General features: G+C 72.8%; 17 protein-coding genes. 8 read left to right on the forward strand and 9 right to left on the reverse strand.

Annotation, left to right across the window (positions count from 1 at the left end):
- The 5 genes from ACIDOF_RS17205 to ACIDOF_RS17225 form a co-directional block, all read right to left on the reverse strand.
- Positions 1 to 1806 (reverse strand): ABC transporter ATP-binding protein (locus ACIDOF_RS17205; RefSeq protein WP_409006761.1); only part of this gene is annotated, 1806 nt, incomplete at its 3' end.
- Positions 1803 to 2345 (reverse strand): lasso peptide biosynthesis protein, encoded by a 543-nt coding sequence (locus tag ACIDOF_RS17210; RefSeq protein WP_409006762.1) that lies wholly within the window; start codon positions 2343 to 2345, stop codon positions 1803 to 1805. The genes ACIDOF_RS17205 and ACIDOF_RS17210, both read right to left, overlap by 4 nt.
- Positions 2342 to 2629: a PqqD family protein gene (locus ACIDOF_RS17215; protein WP_409006763.1), complete on the reverse strand. Its 288-nt coding sequence runs from the start codon at positions 2627 to 2629 to the stop codon at positions 2342 to 2344. The genes ACIDOF_RS17210 and ACIDOF_RS17215 overlap by 4 nt, the downstream gene beginning before the upstream one ends.
- A gap of 19 nt (positions 2630 to 2648) precedes the next feature.
- Positions 2649 to 4130 carry an asparagine synthase-related protein gene (locus ACIDOF_RS17220; RefSeq protein ID WP_409006764.1) on the reverse strand — a complete coding sequence of 494 codons (1482 nt, stop codon included), beginning with the start codon at positions 4128 to 4130 and terminating at the stop codon, positions 2649 to 2651.
- A gap of 347 nt (positions 4131 to 4477) precedes the next feature.
- The gene (locus ACIDOF_RS17225) at positions 4478 to 4588 is read right to left on the reverse strand and encodes a lasso RiPP family leader peptide-containing protein (protein ID WP_409006765.1); all 111 of its coding nucleotides are present in this window, start codon (positions 4586 to 4588) and stop codon (positions 4478 to 4480) included.
- A 399-nt stretch (positions 4589 to 4987) separates the two neighbouring features.
- Between ACIDOF_RS17225 and ACIDOF_RS17230 the strand changes: the two genes are divergently transcribed.
- Entirely contained in the window at positions 4988 to 6472 is a 1485-nt protein-coding gene (locus ACIDOF_RS17230; RefSeq protein WP_409006766.1) for an SDR family NAD(P)-dependent oxidoreductase, read from the forward strand.
- A gap of 55 nt (positions 6473 to 6527) precedes the next feature.
- Here ACIDOF_RS17230 and ACIDOF_RS17235 read toward each other — a convergent pair whose 3' ends face one another.
- Positions 6528 to 7175, reverse strand: coding sequence for a metal-dependent phosphohydrolase (locus ACIDOF_RS17235; protein WP_409006767.1), 648 nt, complete (start codon positions 7173 to 7175; stop codon positions 6528 to 6530).
- A gap of 624 nt (positions 7176 to 7799) precedes the next feature.
- Between ACIDOF_RS17235 and ACIDOF_RS17240 the strand changes: the two genes are divergently transcribed.
- Positions 7800 to 9020, forward strand: a complete 1221-nt coding sequence (locus ACIDOF_RS17240) for a hypothetical protein (RefSeq protein WP_409006768.1) — start codon at positions 7800 to 7802, stop codon at positions 9018 to 9020.
- Positions 9021 to 9349: 329 nt separating this feature from the next.
- Positions 9350 to 9520: a hypothetical protein gene (locus ACIDOF_RS17245; RefSeq protein ID WP_409006769.1), complete on the forward strand. Its 171-nt coding sequence runs from the start codon at positions 9350 to 9352 to the stop codon at positions 9518 to 9520.
- Between the two features lie 95 nt (positions 9521 to 9615).
- Here the strand turns inward: ACIDOF_RS17245 and ACIDOF_RS17250 are convergent, their stop codons facing one another.
- Complete coding sequence (locus ACIDOF_RS17250) at positions 9616 to 10959, reverse strand: amidase (protein WP_409006770.1); 1344 nt, start codon at positions 10957 to 10959, stop codon at positions 9616 to 9618.
- Between the two features lie 224 nt (positions 10960 to 11183).
- Here ACIDOF_RS17250 and ACIDOF_RS17255 point away from each other — a divergent pair, with 224 nt between their 5' ends.
- A complete protein-coding gene (locus tag ACIDOF_RS17255) occupies positions 11184 to 12755 on the forward strand; it encodes an alpha-L-fucosidase (RefSeq protein ID WP_409007057.1) in 1572 nt (523 codons plus the stop codon).
- 2 nt (positions 12756 to 12757) lie between these two features.
- Here ACIDOF_RS17255 and ACIDOF_RS17260 read toward each other — a convergent pair whose 3' ends face one another.
- Positions 12758 to 14410 carry an amidohydrolase gene (locus tag ACIDOF_RS17260; protein WP_409006771.1) on the reverse strand — a complete coding sequence of 551 codons (1653 nt, stop codon included), beginning with the start codon at positions 14408 to 14410 and terminating at the stop codon, positions 12758 to 12760.
- 191 nt (positions 14411 to 14601) lie between these two features.
- Here ACIDOF_RS17260 and ACIDOF_RS17265 point away from each other — a divergent pair, with 191 nt between their 5' ends.
- Positions 14602 to 15300 (forward strand): TetR/AcrR family transcriptional regulator, encoded by a 699-nt coding sequence (locus ACIDOF_RS17265; RefSeq protein ID WP_409006772.1) that lies wholly within the window; start codon positions 14602 to 14604, stop codon positions 15298 to 15300.
- Between the two features lie 158 nt (positions 15301 to 15458).
- Here the strand turns inward: ACIDOF_RS17265 and ACIDOF_RS17270 are convergent, their stop codons facing one another.
- Positions 15459 to 16166 carry a FadR/GntR family transcriptional regulator gene (locus ACIDOF_RS17270; protein WP_409006773.1) on the reverse strand — a complete coding sequence of 236 codons (708 nt, stop codon included), beginning with the start codon at positions 16164 to 16166 and terminating at the stop codon, positions 15459 to 15461.
- A 198-nt stretch (positions 16167 to 16364) separates the two neighbouring features.
- On the opposite strand from ACIDOF_RS17270, the gene ACIDOF_RS17275 reads away from it, so the two are divergent.
- The 3 genes from ACIDOF_RS17275 (at position 16365) to ACIDOF_RS17285 (ending at position 20106) form a co-directional block, all read left to right on the forward strand.
- Entirely contained in the window at positions 16365 to 17411 is a 1047-nt protein-coding gene (locus tag ACIDOF_RS17275) for a sugar ABC transporter substrate-binding protein (RefSeq protein ID WP_409006774.1), read from the forward strand.
- A complete protein-coding gene (locus ACIDOF_RS17280) occupies positions 17408 to 19039 on the forward strand; it encodes a sugar ABC transporter ATP-binding protein (RefSeq protein ID WP_409006775.1) in 1632 nt (543 codons plus the stop codon). The genes ACIDOF_RS17275 and ACIDOF_RS17280 overlap by 4 nt, the downstream gene beginning before the upstream one ends.
- A gap of 107 nt (positions 19040 to 19146) precedes the next feature.
- Positions 19147 to 20106, forward strand: a complete 960-nt coding sequence (locus tag ACIDOF_RS17285) for an ABC transporter permease (protein WP_409007058.1) — start codon at positions 19147 to 19149, stop codon at positions 20104 to 20106.
- The last annotated feature ends 20 nt before the right edge of the window (positions 20107 to 20126 follow it).

Below are 20126 nucleotides of genomic sequence, written 5' to 3' on the forward strand. Positions count from 1 at the left end.
GCCGGGCAGGACGCCGCCCCTCGTCTCGCCGCAGGTCAGGTGGCGGTAGTGCGCGCTGGTGTCGAGGAGCTCGTCGTGGGTGCCGGCTGCCACGATCCGGCCGTCGTCCAGGACCACGACGAGGTCGGCCGCCCGGATCGTCGAGTACCGGTGGGCGATGACCAACAGGGCGCACTCCTGGGTGATGTGGCGGACCGAGCGGCGCAGGGCGGCCTCGTTGGCGGCGTCCAGGTGGGCCGTGGGCTCGTCGAGCAGCAGCAGGGCGGGCCGGGTGAGCAGGGCGCGGGCGAGCGCGATCCGCTGGCGCTCCCCGCCCGACAGGGCCGTGCCCCGCTCACCGGCCGCCGTGTCGAGGCCCTGCGGAAGCCGCGCGATCACCTCCCGCAGTTGGGCGAGGTCGATGACCCGGTCCAGCGCGTCCGGGTCCGCGTCGGGCGCCGCGTACAGCAGGTTCTCCCGCAGCGTGCCGTAGAGGACCGGGGCGTGCTGCTCCACCAGGCCGATGCGGGCGCGGTGTTCGGACCGGTCGGCGGCGCGGATGTCCTGGCCGTCGAGGAGGATGCGCCCCGCGTCCGGTTCGTAGAAGCGCTCCGCCAGCGCGAAGACGGTGGACTTGCCGGCGCCGGAGCTGCCGATCAGGGCGACGTGGCCGCGTCGCGGCACCGTGAAGGAGACCTCGCGCAGCACCGGACGGTCCGGCTCGTAGCCGAAGTACACGTTCCGGAACTCCAGTACGGGGACGTCAGGCGCGGCGCCGTGCGGTACGGGTTCCACGGGGCGGTCCCGTACGCGGCCGGTCGGGTGTGGTGCGTCGGCCGCGGTCTCCGGGGGCAGGTCGAGGATCTCGCTGATGCGGCGCAGCGCGCCGAGGCCCTGGCGCATGGCGCTCAAGGCCTGGAAGACGGCGGCCACCGGGGACATCAGGTACAGCATGTACAGCAGGAACGCGGCCAGGTCGGCCACCGCCCCCGGGTCGCCGGCGACCCGGATGCCGCCGATCAGCAGCACCAGCAGGAACGAGCCGTTGATGGTGAGCATGATCGCCGGTGCCACCACCGCGTCCAGGGCGCCGACCCGCACGCTCTGCGTGTACGCCGACCTGGCCTGCTCCCCGATCCGCAGCGCCTCGCGCTCCTCGGCACGGCTGGCGCGCACCGTGCGGATGGCGCCCAGCGCGCGCTCCAGCTCCGCGGTCATCGCCCCGGTGGCCTGTTGCGCGGCGAGGGACGCCCGCTCGATGCCGCGCAGCACCGATGCCACGACCACCGAGCCGAGCGCGATCACTGCGAGGACCAGCAGGAACAGGACCCAGTCGAGCCACACCATCAGGACGACGACGCCGAGGAGACCGATGCTGCCCGTGACGGCGTCCGTGAAGCCCTCGGAGACGAGCTGCCGCAGTGCGGTGCTGTCGGCGCTCGTCCTGGCGATCAGGTCACCCGTGCGGTGCCGGTCGTACGCCCGCATCGGCAGCCGCAGCAGGCGGGCGACGAGGTCGAGGCGCAGGCCGAGGACGACGCCCTCGCCGGTGCGGGCGAGCACGTAGCGCGCCACGGCCTGGACGACGGCCTGCGCGAGGAAGAGCGCGACGAGCAGCCCGACGGCGCCGGCGATCGCGGTGCCCGCCCCCGCCGCCTCGATGACCCTCCTGACGACCAGGGGCTGCGCCAGGGCGAGCGCCGATCCGGCCAGGGCGAGGGCCGCGGCCGGCAGGATGCGCCGGCCGTGTCCCCGCAGGACGCGCCGGATCTCCTGCAGGCCGGTGCGTCGCCCTCCGCTCGCCGGGGCCGCCTTTCGGTTCCTCATGCGGCGCTGCCGGAACCCGCCGCGTCCGCCGCCCTCTGCACCCGCTCGGAGCCGACGCGCTGCAGCACGGTGTGGCCGGTCCTGACCCCGGGGATGTCGCCGAGGACCTCCTCGTACAGCTCGGCCCACGCGTGGAAGGCGAAGCGTCCCCCGATCGAGGAGCGCTGCCGGGCCACCACGACCTCGGCGGGCAGTCCGAGCGCGGTGAGGTAGGTGACGAGGGCGTACGAGCGGGCCAGGCAGAGCGCTTCGGGGTCGGCGAGGCGCAGCGCCGTGAGGCAGGGCAGCACTTCGCGGCGGGCCAGCCGGATCGCGGCCGCGCGCTCCTGCGGGCCCGTGTCCCGGACCACCGGCCGTTGGGCGCGCAGGTGCCGCTGGGCGTCGGGCCAGCCGCGCCGCCGCAGCAGCCGAGCGGCCCGGAGGGTGTGCCCGGCGGCGAGCAGCCGCACCTGGCGGGGCGGTCGGGGGACCGCGGGCCCGGGGTCCCAGAGCAGGGACTCCCACTCGGCGACCGGACCGGCGCGGCGGAGGCCGTTCATGACGCCTCGGTGACCTTGGCGGTGCCCGGCTCGGCCAGCTTGTTCTCGGTGAGCCGGGCGGTGAGTGCGGTGAGGCCCTCGCGCAGCACGTCCTCGGTGGCGTCGATGCGCCGCGCGAGGTCACGTACCGCGTCGTCGGCGGTGTCGTGGTGGAGCGCGGCCTGGAGCATCAGGGTGGCGACGGGGTTCAGTTCGTAGTACGCGCCGCCTGCTCCGTCGAGCAGGAGGCCCGCGCCGTCGGCGGGGTCGAAGACGGTCTGTGCGGTGAGCCTGAGCAGCGGCATGTCGGTCACCTCGGTGCGGTCACGGGCAGGGGCGGAGCGTGGTCTCGAGGTCGCGCAGGAAGAGTTCGACCATGGCGGAGCAGAGCAGGTTCTCGGCGTTGCGGCGCAGCGCCCGGGGGTCCGCGAGCACCTCGTCGAGGCGGCGCGGGTCGACGACGCCGAGGGCGCGCAGCCGGGCGTCGGGGGCGCCGAGGATCCGGGCGAGCGCCTCGGGATGGTGCAGGCACCAGGTCTCGTCCGGCGAGCCGAGCCAGGTCCGCCCGTAGTGTCGGCGGACCTCGGGCGGCAGCCGGTGGGCGGCGGCCATGCGGAGCACGGGCTTGTCGATGGTGCGCCCGGCGTGCGGGATCAGGCGGTAGGCGTCGGGCAGCGACGCGGCGAGGCGGCGCAGCAGCCGGCCGCCCAGCGGCTTGGCCAGGTGGATGCCGCGGGGCCGCCACAGCGCGAGGTTCATCGTGTGCTCCTGCGGCGCGAAGTCGAGGTCGTACTCCTCGGGGCCGGCGTCCGGCATCGGCACGAGGAAGTCGCAGCCCAGTTCCACCTCGGCGAGCCCCTCCGGGTCGGCGTAGAGGGAGTACGCGGGCCTGGCGCTGCGCAGGATGCGGCTCAGCTCCCAGCGGGTGCCGAGCAGCCCGCGCAGCATGTGCCACTTCTCGTGGGCGGGCACGTCACCGCCGAGGATGCTGTGCAGCCCGTACCGCAGCGGGCCGAAGAGGGTGTCGCCTTCGAGGCCGGTGAGCAGGACCCGGACGCCGTCGGCGGCGACCCGGTCGGCGACGCGCTCGAGGGAACGCAGCCAGACGTGGTTGAAGGGGTGGGGGAGGTCGCAGGTGGTGGCGAAGTAGTCGTCGTCCGTGACGCGCGGGACGGTCACCAGGGGGACGGAGAGGTGCCGGCACACCTGCCGTGCGTAGGCGCTCTCGTCGGCGGCCGGGTCGTCGGTGCCCATGTGGTACGCCGTGACGTCGGCGCCCTGGTCGGTGAGGGCGGCCAGCACGAGGGCCGAGTCGACACCGCCGGAGAGCAGGATGCCGACGCGGCCGGTGCCGTCGGCCGTGCAGCGGCGGGTCTCGTCGAGGAGCAGCTCGTACGCGAGGCGGGCGTAGGTGCGCAGCGGGGTGCGGCGCGGCAGGTCGAGGGGGGTGGCGGTCTCGTAGGTCTCGGTGCGGGGAGGGCCGGTGCCGAGGACCGTGTACTGGCCGGAGCGCAGTTGCCCGAGGTGCGGGTAGATGAGGACGTCCTCGCCGCGGCAGCTCCGCCAGAGGCTCTCGCGGTCGAAGTCCGGGAGGCGGCCGCGGAAGAGGTCCCGCGGGTCGGACGACCAGGAGACGCCGCTGCCGGTGGTCCGGTGGAAGATCTGGTCGGGGCTGGAGAGGCCGCGGAACAGGACGACCCGCTCGGGTGTGACGACGCACCCGGCGAGCTCCGCGGGCAGCGTCGTGAGCAGGTCGGCGACTTCCCGGAAATGCGCCCCGGCCACTGCGGCGGAAATGCGCCGCACGAATTCTGGGGGCGGGCGGGAAGGCAGCGGGCCGGAAAGGAGCAGGTGTGCGTCGGCGCCCGGTTGCAGCGGGCTCTCGGTGACTCCGGGACTCAACCATTGAAGTGAGAAACATTCCCCGGCGGAAATTTCTGATCGGTCAATTGAATGGCGAAAGAATTCCGGCGGGCCCGGCCGCCTGGCGTCGATCCCCACGCTTCCGTGCCGGACACGGCCTTGCCGGACCGCGTCGGGAGTGAGCTGCCCCGAGCATCCCACCAGGTCGAGGACGGCTCCTCGGCCTGCTCCAACAACCCCTCCCCGACTGCCCGTCGGGGCAGCGGGTGAGGGGCCCGGCGGTCGGCTCTTCACAGGATGTTGCCGTGGCCGAGGAGGTCAGGAACGCCGCGACGCAATTGTCCGGTCAGTTCCTCGATCCGCCCGAGGCGGGTCAGGGTCGGGGCTGTGTACCTCAGCATGTTCTCACCTTCTTCCCCTTGGGGACAATCTATGCCGATCTCTTCGGAATGTCTTCTCGTGAATTCGACGGAACGGGGAGAATGGGCGGGAATGCGCGACGGGCCCGGAAATTCGGCGCCCTGCCCGAGGGGTGTTTTTGGACCAGACCTCTGAAGAAAGTGGCCGCCACTGAAAAAAACCGTGCACCGGTCGTCGTGGGCCGAAATCGACCGCGAAAGGGCGGGCCGCGGCCGGAGACCCACAGCGACGGCCCGGCTACGGGGCGCTCAACCCCGTACGCCCGCCCCCGCGCAGGTTTGTCCAACCGTCCCGCCGCTACGTAAAGTTCTCTCTTTGAGAACTTCCCGAGACCCCGCCGCACGCGCGCGCGGGGCCCGAGCGAGCACGAGGAAACGGCGATGACGGTTGCCCACGAGGCGGCGGACGACAGCCAGACGTACGGCCCGGGGATCGACCCCGAGCGCCTGGCCGTCTGCCTCAGCGTGCTCGAGGAGCTCGACAAGCTGGAGGTCGACCACCCCGACGCGATCACCGTGCGCCGCGCCACCGCCGGCATCTACCGCACCGTGAAGCAGCGCCGCCGCCAGGAGCGCCGGGCCGCCAAGACCGCCCACGACCGCGCCGTCACCGAGGCCACCGCCACCGGCTCCGCCGAGCGCATCGACGACGAGACGCAGGGCCTGCTGCCCTCCTCCTCGACCGTCGGCGAGATCGCCGGGATACTCCAGCGCCCGCGCTCCTGCTACATCTGCAAGACGCGGTACGTCGAGGTCGACGCGTTCTACCACCAGCTGTGCCAGAAGTGCGCCGCCGAGAACCGCGCCAAGCGCGACGCCCGCGCCGACCTCAGCGGCAAGCGCGCCCTGCTCACCGGCGGCCGCGCCAAGATCGGCATGTACATCGCGCTGCGCCTGCTGCGCGACGGCGCGCACACCACGATCACCACACGCTTCCCGAAGGACGCCATCCGCCGCTTCAAGGCGATGGACGACTCCGCGGACTGGATGCACCGCCTGGAGGTCGTCGGCATCGACCTGCGCGACCCGGCCCAGGCCGTCGCCCTCGCCGAACAGACCGCCGAGCAGGGCCCCCTCGACATCCTGATCAACAACGCCACCCAGACCGTGCGCCGGCTGCCCTCCGCGTACGCCGCGCTGGTCGAGGGCGAGAGCGCGCCGCTGCCCGCCGGTGAGCTGCCCGCCCACCACGTCATCGGAGCCTTCGGCTCGGGCGCGGTCGACGGCCTCCAGTCGCTGCCCGCCGGGATCAGCGGCATGGACGCGCAAGCGGTCGCCGACCTCGCGCTGGTCGCGGGCAACGCCAGCCTGGAGCGGCACGTCGCGGGCACGGCGATCGACGCGGGCGGCCTCGTCCCCGACGTCGTCGACACCAACACGTGGGTGCAGACCATCGAGCAGATCTCCCCGGTGGAGCTGCTCGAGACCCAACTCTGCAACTACACCGCCCCGTTCATCCTCATCAGCAAGCTCCGCCCGGCGATGGCCGAGGCCGCGAAGAAGGCGGCGAGCGGCCGTGCTTACGTCGTCAACGTCTCCGCGATGGAGGGCGTGTTCAGCCGCGGCTACAAGGGTGCGGGACACCCCAACACCAACGCCGCGAAGGCCGCGATGAACATGGTGACGCGGACCAGCGGCCAGGAGATGTTCCAGACCGACCACATCCTGATGACCTCGGTCGACACCGGCTGGATCACCGATGAGCGCCCGCACTACGACAAGCTCCGCCTCGCCGAGGAGGGCTTCCACGCCCCCCTCGACCTGGTCGACGGCGCGGCCCGCGTCTACGACCCGGTGGTCCGCGGCGAGGCCGGCGAGGACCTGTACGGCGTCTTCCTGAAGGACTACGCGGTCTCCAAGTGGTAGGCGTACGCGCCGAGTCGACGGCGCGCACGCACCCGTAGCGGTCGCGCCGTCCGCCTCAGTGGTGGACGACCCCCGGCACCCGGTACGACGACCGCACCCCCGTCCCCGGCGGGGGCAACGCGTGGCCCGCCGCGATGAGTTCGAGCACCGGCCGCCAGTCCTCCAGGACCCCCGCGTCCAGGTCCACGACCTGCGCGGCCTCCGCCGCCTGCCGCAGCGCCACCGCCTCCTCGGCCAGCGGATCCCGTACGAACGCGTCCGCCTCCGGCGCCGACATGGCCCCGCCGCGCTCCGCGACCCGGCGCGCACTCCACGGCGACTGGGGCCGGCCCGGCTCGACCGCGGCCAGGTAGCGCTCGGCGTGCACATGCAGTCGTACGAGCCGCGCGACCCGGCCGCCGAGCAGGGCGTGCACCGCGTCGGCCGCCGCGTCCGCGAGGTCGGCGGGGTGTGCGGGGTGGGCGCCCGATGTGCCCGGGTGCAGCAGCAGTTCGATGTCCTGGATCAGGCCCGCGACCTGCAACTCCTTGTCGCTGGGCCGGGAGCGGCGCAGCAGGGCCGCGGTCCGCAGGGCGTGGTCGAGCAGGTCCACCGGTGTGTCGCTGCGGTCGGGTGCGCCGTACGCGCCCCGGCCGGAGTACAGGAGTTGCATCAGCTCGTCGACGGTCCGCGGCGCCCTCTGCGGCGCCCTCCATGGCTCCATGCGCGGCTCCCTCCGGGCTCGGTGCCGGTGTCGCAGCACACCATGCCCGCCTGACGGCCCGACCAACGCGGCGTTAACCCCGCACGCCGGGCCCCGCCCCGGGCCCGTACACCATGTGGGGTACGCGACACGCCGCTCGGCACCCCTTCTGGCCCTCTCCGCCGCGCGACCCGCCCGGGGCGCGCCTAGCGTTTCCCGGCGTCGGACGGTTTCTGTCGGGACGTCAGAAACGGTCATCTGCGCGGAGGGAACAGGGAGTTGTTGATGCAAGCGATAGCACGGGCCTCGGCGCGTGCGGCGACGGCGTTCGGGCCGGTCGCCGAGGTGCAGGGAGTCGTGGAAGCCGCGGCCCCTCGGGTACGCCGCCGGGGCGTCCACGAGAGCTGAAGACGGAACACGAACGCGCGAGGGCCGGTGCCGCAGCAGATGCGGCACCGGCCCTCGCGCGTTCGTGTTCCGCTCCGTGACCGCCGCGCGGTCACCCGCCCCTGTCGATCCGTCATCGAGCCGTCCGGCACTGGGCCGTTCAAGGTAACCCGTCCCTTTTATGTGATTGGTACATCTTTGTCCGGTCAACAGATGGGGCGACCGAAGGGCATGAACGGCGAGCGAACGGAGTGACGCATGGGCGCGGTGGGCCGAAGAGAGCTGATGGGCCTGGGACTTGGGGTGGCTGCGGCGGGAGTCGGCCTCGCGGGCTGCGGCGCCGACGAAGCGCCCGGGCCGCACACCGGCGCCGGCCGGCACGGCAGGCCCGCCCCCGGCGGAGGCGCGAAGGCCCCGCGCGCACCCCGGCTGATCGGCGACGGCTCCACCGCCTACACCGGCCTGCAGCCCCACCAGCCCGACGAGCCCGTACCGCTGGAACCGGGGGAGACGCCGCCGCAGTTCGTCGTCTTCTCCTGGGACGGCGCGGGCGAGGTCGGCAACGGGCTGTTCCCGCGCTTCCTGGAGCTGGCCAAGGAGCACGACGCCCACATGACGTTCTTCCTCTCCGGCCTCTATCTGCTGCCGGAGGAGAAGAAGCGCGTCTACCTTCCGCCGAACAACCCCGCCGGCGCCTCCGACATCGGCTACCTCAGCAACGAGCACCTCAAGGAGACGCTGACCCACGTCCGGCAGGCCTGGCTCGACGGGCACGAGATCGGCACGCACTTCAACGGGCACTTCTGCGGCGGCAGCGGCTCCGTCGCCCGCTGGAACAGTGCGCACTGGCGCGAGGAGATCCAGCAGGCCAAGGGCTTCGTGCAGCGCTGGCGCACCCACACCGGCTGGTCGCAACTGCCCTCGCTGCCCTTCGACTACGACAAGGAGCTGATCGGCGGCCGCACGCCCTGCCTCCTCGGTCAGGAGAACCTGCTGCCCGTCGCCCGCGAGCTCGGCTGGCGCTACGACGCGTCCTCGCCGGGCGGTGTGCAGCGCTGGCCGCGGAAGAAGCAGGGCGTCTGGGACCTGCCGCTGCAGGCGCTGCCGTTCCCCGGGCACACCTTCGAGGTCCTGTCGATGGACTACAACATCCTCGCCAACCAGTCGAAGAACTCCACCCGCGCACCCTCGTACAACTATCCGGCGTGGCGGCAGCAGGCGACCGAGTCGTATCTCGCGGGGTTCCGGCGCGCGTACGAGACCAACCGTGCGCCCCTCTTCATCGGGAACCACTTCGAGGAGTGGAACGGCGGGATCTACATGGACGCGGTCGAGGAGACGATCCGGATGATCGCCGGGGAGAAGGACGTACGCCTCGTCTCCTTCCGGCAGTTCGTGGACTGGCTGGACGCCCAGGACCCGGCGGTGCTCGCGCGGCTGCAGGAGCTGCAGGTCGGCGAGAAGCTGAAGAAGGCGTGAACGCCGGACGTCCGCTGCGGGCTCGGTGGGGGAGTTCGAGGTGGATCTTGGCTGAATCGATGTGACGAATCGTGATAAAGCGGACGAGTTTTGGCCCCATCGAGCAGTGGGCCGCTCATTTGGTTACCCTGTACGGAACGGACAGCCAAAAGGGGTCCCACCAACACCCATGGCCCGTCCAGGGGCAAGCCGGTCACCCGGGGAGCCCCGTGCGAGTACCGGCGCCACCGCGTCCGAACTGCCCAGATCGAACCCTCTCGGTCGCCGGCGCCCGGTCATCGGGACGCGCCGGAGCGACCGGGGGTTACCCGACACATAAGGAGTGCGCGGTGACACCAGAGAAGACCAAGAGCGATCAACGCCCCAAGGAACGCAGGGAGCGCAAGAGCGGACCCAAGGAGCTGGGCAGTCTCGACGTGTGGGCCCGTTCCGCCCCGATCAGGCTCGCCGGGTACGAGGAAGACCTCGCCGAGCCGCACATCCTGCAGGGCGTCGACTAGTCCCTTCGGGGGAATCGAGCCGGATCGCACCGGGCCCCGCGCGGACAGCAGTCCGCGCGGGGCCCGACGCATGCCTGCGCCCAACCTGCGGGACGCTACGGCCGCACCTCCGCCGTCCGCTGCCACGGCCGCTCCGCCTCCAACGCGGCCGCCACGTCAAGGAGTTGTTCCTCCCGGCCCGGCGTCCCGACCAGCTGCACCGAGCACGGCGCCCCCGACGACAGATACCCGAACGGCAACGTCATCGCGGGCCGGCCCGTCAGGTTCCAGGCAGGCGTGAACGGCGAGCAGCGGGAGTTCGTCAGCACGTTGTGCAGCCAGCCCCGCTTGTGCCAGGCGTCCGCGCGCGGCCCGCGCCGGGCCAGCGCCGGCGTGACCAGCACGTCGTACCGCTCGAAGAACGAGTCGAAGCGCTCCCGCAGCTGCGCCCTGCGTCCGCCGCGCTCCACGCCCGCCAGACAGCGCGCGCCGATCGCCGCGTGCACCCGCGTGCGCCGCGCGAGCCTGGCCTGGTCGAGGCCCTGGGTGTCGACATGCGTACCGGCCGACCAGTGCGCGAGCGCCGTCGTCCCCAGCCACAGCGGGTACGCCGGATCGGCCGCGTCCACCGAATGGCCCAATCCGGCGAGAATCTTGCCGGCCTCCCGGGCGGCCGTCGCGTACGCGGACGTGACCGGCGCCCCGACCAGCGGACTCGTGGTCGACACCGCCAGGCGCAGCCGCGCCCCCGGCTCCCCGACGGGCGCGGGCCGGTCCGCCAGGACGGACAGCATCAGGCGGGCGTCCTCGACGGTCGTCGCCAGGGGGCCGTTCTCGGACATTCCGAACCAGCCGCCGCCCAGCTCCCTCGGCACCGTGCCGTCGCCCGGCTTCAGCCCGACGAGCCCGCAGTGCGCGGCCGGGATGCGCAGCGAGCCCATGCCGTCGTTGCCGAGCCCCAGCGCCGCCATGCCCGCGGCGACCGCGGCCGCGCTGCCCCCGGACGAGCCGCCCGCGGTCCGCGCCGGGTCCCACGGGTTACGGGCCGTGCCGTGCACGCCGTCCGTGGTGCCGAAGACGCACAGCTCCGGCACGTTCGTCAGGCCCACGACCACCGCGCCCGCGGCCCGCAGCCGGGCGACCGTCACATGGTCGTGCGCGGCGGGCTCCGCCGAGGTGGCCGCCGAGCCGTTGCGGCAGGACTCGCCGCGCACCGGCAGGTTGTCCTTGACCGCCAACGGCACGCCCGCGAGGGGGAGTCGGGCGAGGTCGGACCGGGCGGCGACCTCGTCGGCCTCGGCGAGCGCGGCCGCCGACCGGACCGTGCGGAAAGCGCCCACCCGCCCGTCCACGAGGTCGATGCGCGCGAGGTGGTCGGCCACCACCTCGCGCGGTGACACCTTCCCCTCGCGTACGGCTGCGGCGATCTCGGCGGCGGTACGGCCGGCCCAGCTGGTCACGGCGCCTCCCTGCGGCTTGTGTGCGGTGCGTGCGGTCACGGGGAGGGGAACGGTACGCGGCCCGCGCCGAGCTGCGACAGCGGCCCCCGCATCCACCGCCCGGTCATCCGATGACTGCCCCAACTCGCCCCGCTGCAGGGCCCATTGACACCCGAGGGTGCTGCCTCAATCATCAGACCTCCGATGAATAGCGGATGCCAACCGACCTTCCGGAGGTCCGCACCATGGCCGTCAGCCGACGCCTCTTCCTCACCGCGACCACGGCGACCACGGCGACCGCACTCGCCACGTCCGGCGCCGCCCTCACCCCGGCCCACGCCGCACCCTCCGCGCAGGCGCCCGCCGAGCCCGCGTACCGCATTCCGATCGGGCCCGGCGACAGTGCCGAGGAACTCGTCCGCAAGGCCTCGCTCGTACGCCCGACGGAGCGTCAACTCGCCTGGCAGGCACTGGAGAAGACCGCCTTTCTGCACTTCGGCGTGAACACCTTCACCGGGCTCGAATGGGGCACCGGCGACGAGGACCCCGAACTGTTCCAGCCGGGCGCGCTCGACACCGACCAGTGGGCGCGGGCGCTGCGCGACGGCGGTTTCAAGCTCGCCATCCTCACCGTCAAGCACCACGACGGCTTCGTCCTCTACCCCACCCGCTACACCGACCACAGCGTCGCGTCGAGCAGTTGGGCGGGCGGGCGCGGCGACGTGCTGCGCAGCTTCGCCGACTCGATGCGGCGGCACGGCATCAAGGTCGGCGTGTACGTCTCCCCGGCCGACGAGAACCAGTACCTGCACGGCGTCTACGCCAACGGCAGCCCGCGCGCGCCGCACACCGTCCCCGCCCTCGTCGACGGCGACGACCGCACCGGCAAGGACCTGCCGACGTTCGAGCTGCCCGCCACGGACTACGGCGCGCACATGCTGAACCAGCTGTACGAGGTCCTCACCGAGTACGGCCCCGTCGACGAGGTCTGGTTCGACGGCGCGCAGGGCCACATCCCGCCCGACAAGGTGGAGAAGTACGACTGGGACAGCTGGTACGCGCTGGTGCGGGCGCTCGCCCCGGACGCGACGATCGCCGTGTCCGGGCCCGACGTCCGCTGGGTCGGCAACGAGGGCGGGCTCGCCCGTGAGGACGAGTGGAGCGTCGTCCCCGTCAAGGAGAAGGACTACGGCCGCACCGACTACGCCCTCCCGTACGACGCCCCCGACCAGGGCAGCCGCGACGCCCTCCTGGAGGCCCGCGAGGTCGCCCAGTACCTGCAGTGGTGGCCCGCCGAGTGCGACGTGTCGATCAGGCCCGGCTGGTTCTGGCACGAGGACCAACAGCCCAAGTCCGTCGAGCAGTTGACGGACATCTGGTTCCGCTCGGTGGGCCGCAACTCCGTGCTCCTGCTGAACGTCCCGCCGGACCGGCGCGGCCTGCTGCCCGACGCGGACGTGGCCCGGCTGCGGGAGTTCCGCGAGCGGATCGAGGCCGAGCTGCCCGAGGACCTGGCCGCAGACGCCCGCGTCACCGAGGGGCCCGGCGTGCGCACCCTCGACCTGGGCGCCCCCGTCGAGGTCGACCGCGTGCGGATCGCCGAGGACGTGCGGCACGGCCAGCAGATCGAGGGGTACGCGGTGGAGGCCGAGGTCGACGGGGTCTGGACGGCCGTCGTGAGCGGCGGGACGGTCGGCGCGAGCCGGGTGCTGCCGCTGCCCGCGCCGGTCACCGCGCGTCGCTGGCGGGTCCGCGTCACCGCCTCCCGGACCCGCCCGCACATCGCCGCGCTCCGCCTCTACCGCTCGCGGACCTAGGCTCAGCTCGCCGCGTACACCCGGCGCCCGCCCACGAAGGTCTGCTCGACGCGGGTCGCCCCGATCTCCTCGGCCGGGCCGGCGAACGGGTCCCGGTCGAGGACGGCGAAGTCGGCGTAGAACCCGGGCGCGAGGGTGCCCGTCACGTCGTCCAGGTGGTTCACGTACGCGCTGCCCGCCGTGTACGCGGCGAGTGCGGAGCCCAGGTCGATGCGCTGCTCGGGCAGGAACACCCTTGACCCGTAAGGGGTTTCGGGCAGGACGCGGTTGACCGCGACATGGATGCCCTGCAGCGGGTCGGGGCTGGACACCGGCCAGTCGCTGCCCGCCGCGAGCGTCGCCCCAGAGCGCAGGAGCGCGCCGAACGGGTACTGGTGCGCGCTGCGCTCGGGCCCGAGGAACGGGATCGTCAGCTCGTCCATCTCCGGCTCGTGCACCGCCCACAGCGGCTGCAGGTTGGCGCTCGCGCCGAGCCGCGCGAACCGGCCGATGTCGTCGGGGTGCACGACCTGCAGATGCGCGAGGTGCGGGCGCGTGTCGGTGAACCCGTTCGCCGCCCGCGCCGCCTCGACCGCGTCGAGCGCCTCCCGCACGGCCCGGTCGCCGAGCGCGTGGAAGTGCACCTGGAAGCCGCGCGCGTCCAACTCGGTGACGTACGACCGGAGTTCCTTCGGCGGTACGAAGCTGATGCCGCTGTTGTCCGACGTGCAGCCGCAGCCGTCGAGGTACGGGCCGAGCAGCGCCGCCGTGCCGTTCTCGGCCACGCCGTCCTGCATGATCTTCACGCTCGTGCAGCGCAGCCGCCCGCGCGTGCCGGCCTCGCGGCGCGCGACCAGCTCGTCGATCTGCTCGGTGCCGCGCGCCCGGTCCCACCACAGGGCGCCGACCACGCGCGCGGTCAGCCGCCCGTCCTCCGCCGTCGTGAGGTACGCGTCCGTCGGGTCGGTGAGGTTCGCGTGCTCGCCGAGGAGGGCGTCCTGCCAGGCGGTGATGCCGAGGGAGTGCAGCAACTCCTGGGCGCGGAGCAGCCCGGCGACCTTCTCCTCCAGCGTCGGCTCCGGCAGCAGCCGCCCGATCAGGTTGGCGGCGCCCTCCTGCAGCATGCCGGTCGGCGTGCCGTCCGCGTCCCGCTCGATGCGGCCGTCGGCCGGGTCGGGGGTGCGGGCGTCGATGCCGGCGCATTCCAGAGCCCGGGAGTTGACCCACGCGCCGTGGTGGTCCCGGTTCACCAGGTACACCGGCCGGTCCGGCACGAGGGCGTCCAGCTCGGCGGCCGTGGGCAGCCCGCCGGGAAACGCCTCCATCGCCCAGCCGCCACCGGTGATCCACTCGGCGTCCGGGTGGGACCGCGCGTACGCCGAGATCATCTCCCGGTACGCGGTGAGCGTGGTCGCCCCGCTCAGGTCGCACTGACCCATCTCCATGCCGCCGCCGACCGGATGCACGTGCGCGTCCTGGAACCCCGGGATCAGCAACTTGCCGCGCAGGTCGACGACTTCGGTGCGCGGGCCGATCAGCTCCCGTACCTCGTCGTGCCCGACGGCGACGATGCGCTCCCCGCGCACGGCCAGCGAGCTGGCCCGCGCGCGGGCGGGGGAGAGGGTGTGCACGGGGCCGTCGGTGAGGACGAGGTCGGCGGGGGTGCTGTCGGACACGTGGGGCTCCTTGTCCCTGTCTCTGGATCGCTGATCCCTTGGATGCCGGGAATCCGCGGATCTCCGGGTCTCTTGATCCCTTGGTCCCTTGATCCGTGATCCTCGATCCAAGCGGCCTTGCCACGTTGCGTCAATGGTGTTGACATAAGGCGCCGCGGCGTACGGGCGGGCCCGGGAGAGGGAGGGCTGTCATGGCTGAAGGGCGCGTCCCGGCCGAGCGGCGGCGGCGCAGACCGGCCAGGTCAGGGGTGGTGCTGTCGCAGGAGCTGATCGTCGACCGGGCGCTCACGCTGGTCGCGCAGCAGGGGCCGGAGGCGCTGAGCGTGCGCCGGCTCGGGGCGGCCCTCGGCTGCGACCCGAGCGCGCTCTACCGGTACTTCCACAACACGGACGACCTGCTGCTCGCGATCGCCGACCGGCTCATCGGGGAAGCCCTCGACGGGTTCGAGCCCGGGGACGACTGGGTGGCGGGCCTGCGCGAGATGGCCCACCGCATCCACGGCAGCTACCGCGCCCATCCGCGCGTCGCGGCGCTCGCCGCGTACCGGGTGACCCGGCGCCCGCACGAGTTCCGCGCCGTGGACACCGGCATCGGGCTGCTGCGCCGCGCGGGCTTCGACGAGGCGGCGGCGGTACGGCACTACGCGGCGTTCGTCGACACGGTCCTCGGGCATGCGGCCCTGGACGCGGCGCAGGCGGCGCTTCCGCGGGAGCGGAGGGAGGGGGACGAGGAGGCGTGGACGTCGGTGTACCAGTCGGTCCCGGAGGCGGAGTACCCCCAACTCGCCTGGGCGAGCGGAGAGTTGGGCCGAATGGCGGAGGGCGCGTTCGCGGAGGCGGTGGAGCTGCTGCTGGAGGGGTTGGCGGGGCGGGTCGACGTGCCCCGATAGGGGCGCGGGGCTGTGACATCAGCGGCTTCGCCGCGGGGCGCGACCGGCCACGACAGTGCCGCAGGCTTTCGGGAAGGGGCGGGGTGGCGAAGGAATCGAGCCCGTCCGGCGATTGAGGACGCGAGCCCGCAGGGCGATGCAGGCGGGGTACGGCGGACTCACGGCCCCTCCACCTGCCCCCGCAACCACTGCTCGACCTCGCCCACGTGCGCCGCCGCAGCGCACCGCGCCGCCTCGGGGTCCCGGGCGGCCAACGCCCGGTGAATGCGTGCGTGTTCCCGCCGCGTGCGCGCGAACGCGTCCTCCTGCTCGTACCCGCGCCACACCCGCGCCCGGAACGTCCGCGAGGACAGCCCCTCCAGGATCGCCGCCATCGTCCCGTTGCCCGCGGCCGCCGCGATCTCCCGGTGGAACGCCAGGTCGTGGAGGAGGATCTCCTCCGGGTCGTCCGTGGCCTCCATCGCCCGCAAGTGCCCCTCGACCACGGCGAGTTGCTCGTCCGTGATGCGGGCCGCCGCCAGCGCCGTCGCCGTGGACTCCAACACCCGCCGCACCTCCAGGAGTTCGAGCAGCCGCGGGCCGCGCGACAGGTCCGCGACCACCCCGAACGTCTCCAGGAGGTCGCCCGCCTCCAGTTGCGTCACGTAGATGCCCGAGCCGTGCCGGGCCTCCAGGACGCCGAGGACGGTGAGCGCGCGGATCGCCTCCCGCATGGAGCTGCGGGAGATGCCGAGCTGCGCGGCCAGGTCGCGTTCGGTCGGCAGCCGGCCGCCCGGCTCCAGGAGACCTTCGGCGATCATCGCCTTGATCTGCTCGATGGCGCGCTGCGTCACCGTGCTCTTCTGCGCGGACACCTGCTGCTCCACGGACACCCCTCCCGCTCGCCCGCCCTCTCGCCGGAGCCGGGTGCCGCGCAGTCTAACCAGCCGAGTGGTCAGACCACTACGGCCGGAACCTGCCCCAACTCCCGGAAAAGTTGCGGCACAAGGGTGTCGACGAGCCGAAGTGGTCTGATAAATATTCGCCGACCTCGCAGACACGCTTCCCCCTTGAGGAGCCGTCGGATGAGCCCAAGCCCCACACGTACGAAGCGCATGGTCGTGGCGAGTTGTGCGGCGCTGCTGCTCGCCGCCTGCGGCAGCACCAAGGACACCGGCGGCGCGGCGGCCGGGGGAGGGGCCGCCGAGGTCGGTGTGATCGTGCCGCTGCTCACCTCGCCGTTCTGGCAGTCGTACAACGACTACGTGCCGAAGATGGCGAAGGCCGAAGGGGTGGACGCGCGCAAGACCGTCAACTCCAACAGTGACCCGGCGCAGCAGATCACCGACATCAACAACCAGCTGAACCAGGGTGTCGGCGGCCTGGTCGTCGCCCCGCTCGACAGCGCCGCCGTCTCCGCGGGGCTCGACCAGGCGGAGCGCAAGGGCGTCCCGGTCGTCGCCGTCGACGTGGCCCCCACGAAGGGCAAGGTCGCGATGGTGGTGCGCGCGGACAACGTCGCGTACGGGGAGAAGGCCTGCGCGTACCTCGGGAAGCGGGTGGACCGCGGCAAGGTCGTGCAGATCATGGGCGACCTGGCGTCGGTGAACGGGCGGGAGCGCTCCGCGGCGTTCCGGTCCTGCGTGAAGAAGAGGTTCCCGAAGCTGAAGGTCCTGGAGATCCCCGCGAAGTGGGAGTCGGACGCGGCGGCGTCCAAGCTGGACACGCTGCTGAACGCCAACCCGGACGTGAAGGGCATCTACCTGCAGGCGGGCGGCGTGTATCTCGCGCCGACCCTGCAGACCCTCAAGTCGAAGGGCCTGTTGAAGAAGGCGGGGCACGAGGACCACATCGCGATCGTGTCGAACGACGGCATCCCGCAGGAGTTCGACGCGATCCGCAAGGGCCACATCGACGCGACGGTCTCGCAGCCCGCCGACGCCTACGCCAAGTACGGCATGTACTACATCAAGGCCGCGATGGCCGGGAAGACCTTCGAGCCGGGCCCCACCGACCACGGCTCGACCATCGTGAAGCTGCCGAGCGGCAACCTGGAGGACCAGCTGCCCGCGCCGCTGGTCACCAAGGAGAACGTCGACGACCCCGAGCTGTGGGGCAACACGGTCGAATGAGCGCCCCTTTGACGAAACATCAGCAGCGCCCGCCCCTCGTCGAGGCCCGCGCCGTCACCAAGCGGTACGGGCCCACCACCGCCCTCCTCGACGGCCGACTCGCCGTCCACCAGGGCGAGTCGCACGCCCTCGTCGGCCGCAACGGCGCCGGCAAGTCCACCCTCGTCCAGATCCTCACCGGCCTCCAGGCCCCGGACTCCGGCACCGTCCGCTTCGACGGCGCGCCCGCCCCCGCACTCGGCGACCGCGACGCCTGGCGCGCGAAGGTCGCCTGCGTGTACCAGAAGCCGACCGTCGTCCCCCAACTCACCGTCGCCGAGAACCTGTTCCTGCCGGCGATCCACGGCGCCGGTCGGTCCAGGCCGCTTCGGACGACCTCCGGCCGGGGGTCCCGGGGTTGTCCCCCGGGAGCAAGCAGCATCAACCGTCAGCCGAACGGGCGCGGTGGGCTCATCGACTGGCGGCGGCTGCGCCGCGAGGCCGCCGAGCTGCTCGACACCTGGGACGTGCACGTCGACCCGGACGCCCGCACCGCCGACCTGACCGTCGAAGACCGCCAAATGGTCGAGATCGCAAGGGCGTTGAGCTTCGGCGCGCGTTTCATCATCCTCGACGAGCCGACCGCGCAGCTCGACAACCGCGAGATCGAGCGGCTCTTCACCCGCATGCGGGCCCTGCAGGAGTCCGGCGTCACCTTCCTGTTCATCTCCCACCACCTCCAGGAGGTGTACGAGGTGTGCCAGACCGTGACCGTGCTGCGCGACGCCCGCTGGATCACCACCGCCCCGGTCGCCGAACTGCCGCGTACCGCCCTCGTCGAGGCCATGGCGGGCGAGTCCGTCGCCCACCGCGCCGACACGCCCCGCACGCCCGTCCCCGACGACGCCCCCGTCCTCCTCGACGTACGCGCCCTCACCGGCGACGCGTACGAGAACGTGGACCTGGCCGTCCGCGAGGGCGAGGTCGTAGGGCTCGCCGGGGCCGGCGGCAGCGGCAAGATCCAGCTCGCCGAGACCCTCGCCGGAATGCACCGGCCGCACTCCGGAACCGCCCGACTCGCAGGCGCAGCGCTGCCGTTCGGGGACGTCACCGCGACCCTGCGGGCCGGAGTCGGCTGGGTGCCGCGCGACCGCCACGACCAGGGACTCGTGCCCGCCCTGTCCATCGGCGACAACGCCACCCTCGGCGTGCTCGACCGGCTCGCCGGCAGTCCCCTCGCACGCCGCCTCGGCTTCGTCTCCGCCGAGCGCCGCCGGACCTTCGCCGCCGACCTCGTACGCCGCCTCGACATCCACGCCGAGGGCACCGGGCAGCCGGTCTCCGAGCTGTCCGGGGGCAACGCGCAGAAGGTCGTCATGGCCCGCGCGCTCGCCTCGGAGCCGCGGCTGCTCGTGCTCGTCAACCCGACCGCGGGCGTCGACGTGAAGTCCAAGGAGTCGCTGCTCGCCCGCGTCGACACCGCCCGCGACGACGGCACCGCGGTCCTCGTCGTCTCCGACGAGCTGGACGACCTGCGGCGCTGCGACCGCGTCCTGGTCCTGTACCACGGCCGGGTCGTCGCCGAGCACCCGGCGGGCTGGCACGACCACGAGCTGATCGCCGCCATCGAAGGAGTGGCCCGCCCGTGACCGACACACCCCTGACCAAGGCCGCATCCGCCGCCACGACCACCACCCCCGCCGACGGCGCGAAGAGCCCACCCCACACCCCCGGCCGCCGCTCGGCCGCGCACGGCGTGCTGTGGCGGCGCGCCCGCGAACTCGCCCTCGTACCGGCCCTGTTGCTGCTTCTGCTGCTCGGCGCGGTCGTCAACGACTCGTTCCTCACCGAGCGCAACCTGATCTCCGTGCTCGGTGCGTCCGCCGCGCTCGCGATGGTGGTGCTCGCCGAGTCCCTCGTCCTGATCACCGGGAAGTTCGACCTGTCCCTGGAGTCGGTCGTCGGCATCGCGCCCGCGTTCGGCGCGCTGCTCGTGCTGCCCGTCGCGCAGGCCGGGTTCGGCACCGAGTGGCCCGCCGCGCTCGCCCTGCTCGCCGTCCTCGGGGCGGGCGCGGTGCTCGGCGCGTTCAACGGGGTGCTCGTCGTGAAGTTCCGGCTCAACGCGTTCATCGTGACCCTGGCCATGCTGATCGTGCTGCGCGGACTGCTCGTCGGCGCCACCGAGGGCAAGACCCTCTTCGGCCTGCCCGAGTCCTTCCACACCCTCGCCACCAGCACGTTCCTCGGCATCCCGCTGTCGGTGTGGGTCGCCGCGGGCGCGTTCGGGCTCGCCGGACTCGTCCTCCGGCACCACCGCTGGGGCCGCGCCCTGTACGCGATCGGCGGCAACCCCGAGGCGGCCAGGGCGGCCGGGATCCGGGTCGAACGCGTCATGCTCGGCGTGTTCGTCGTCGCCGGGGTGCTCGCGGCGCTCGGCGGGCTCATGCAGACCGGGTACGTCGGCGCCATCAACGCCAACCAGGGCCAGAACATGATCTTCACGGTGTTCGCTGCGGCGGTCATCGGCGGCATCAGCCTCGACGGCGGCAAGGGCACCATGTTCGGCGCGCTCACCGGCGTCCTGCTCCTCGGCGTCGTGCAGAACCTGCTCACGCTCGCGCAGGTGCCGTCGTTCTGGATCCAGGCGATCTACGGCGGCATCATCCTCGTCGCCCTGATGATCGCCCGCGTCACCACCGGCCGTGCGCAGGACTGACCTGCGCCCCACTCCGAGAG

It is taken from the genome of Streptomyces sp. Da 82-17, from assembly GCF_046098215.1.
In the GTDB taxonomy this organism is placed as follows: domain Bacteria; phylum Actinomycetota; class Actinomycetes; order Streptomycetales; family Streptomycetaceae; genus Streptomyces.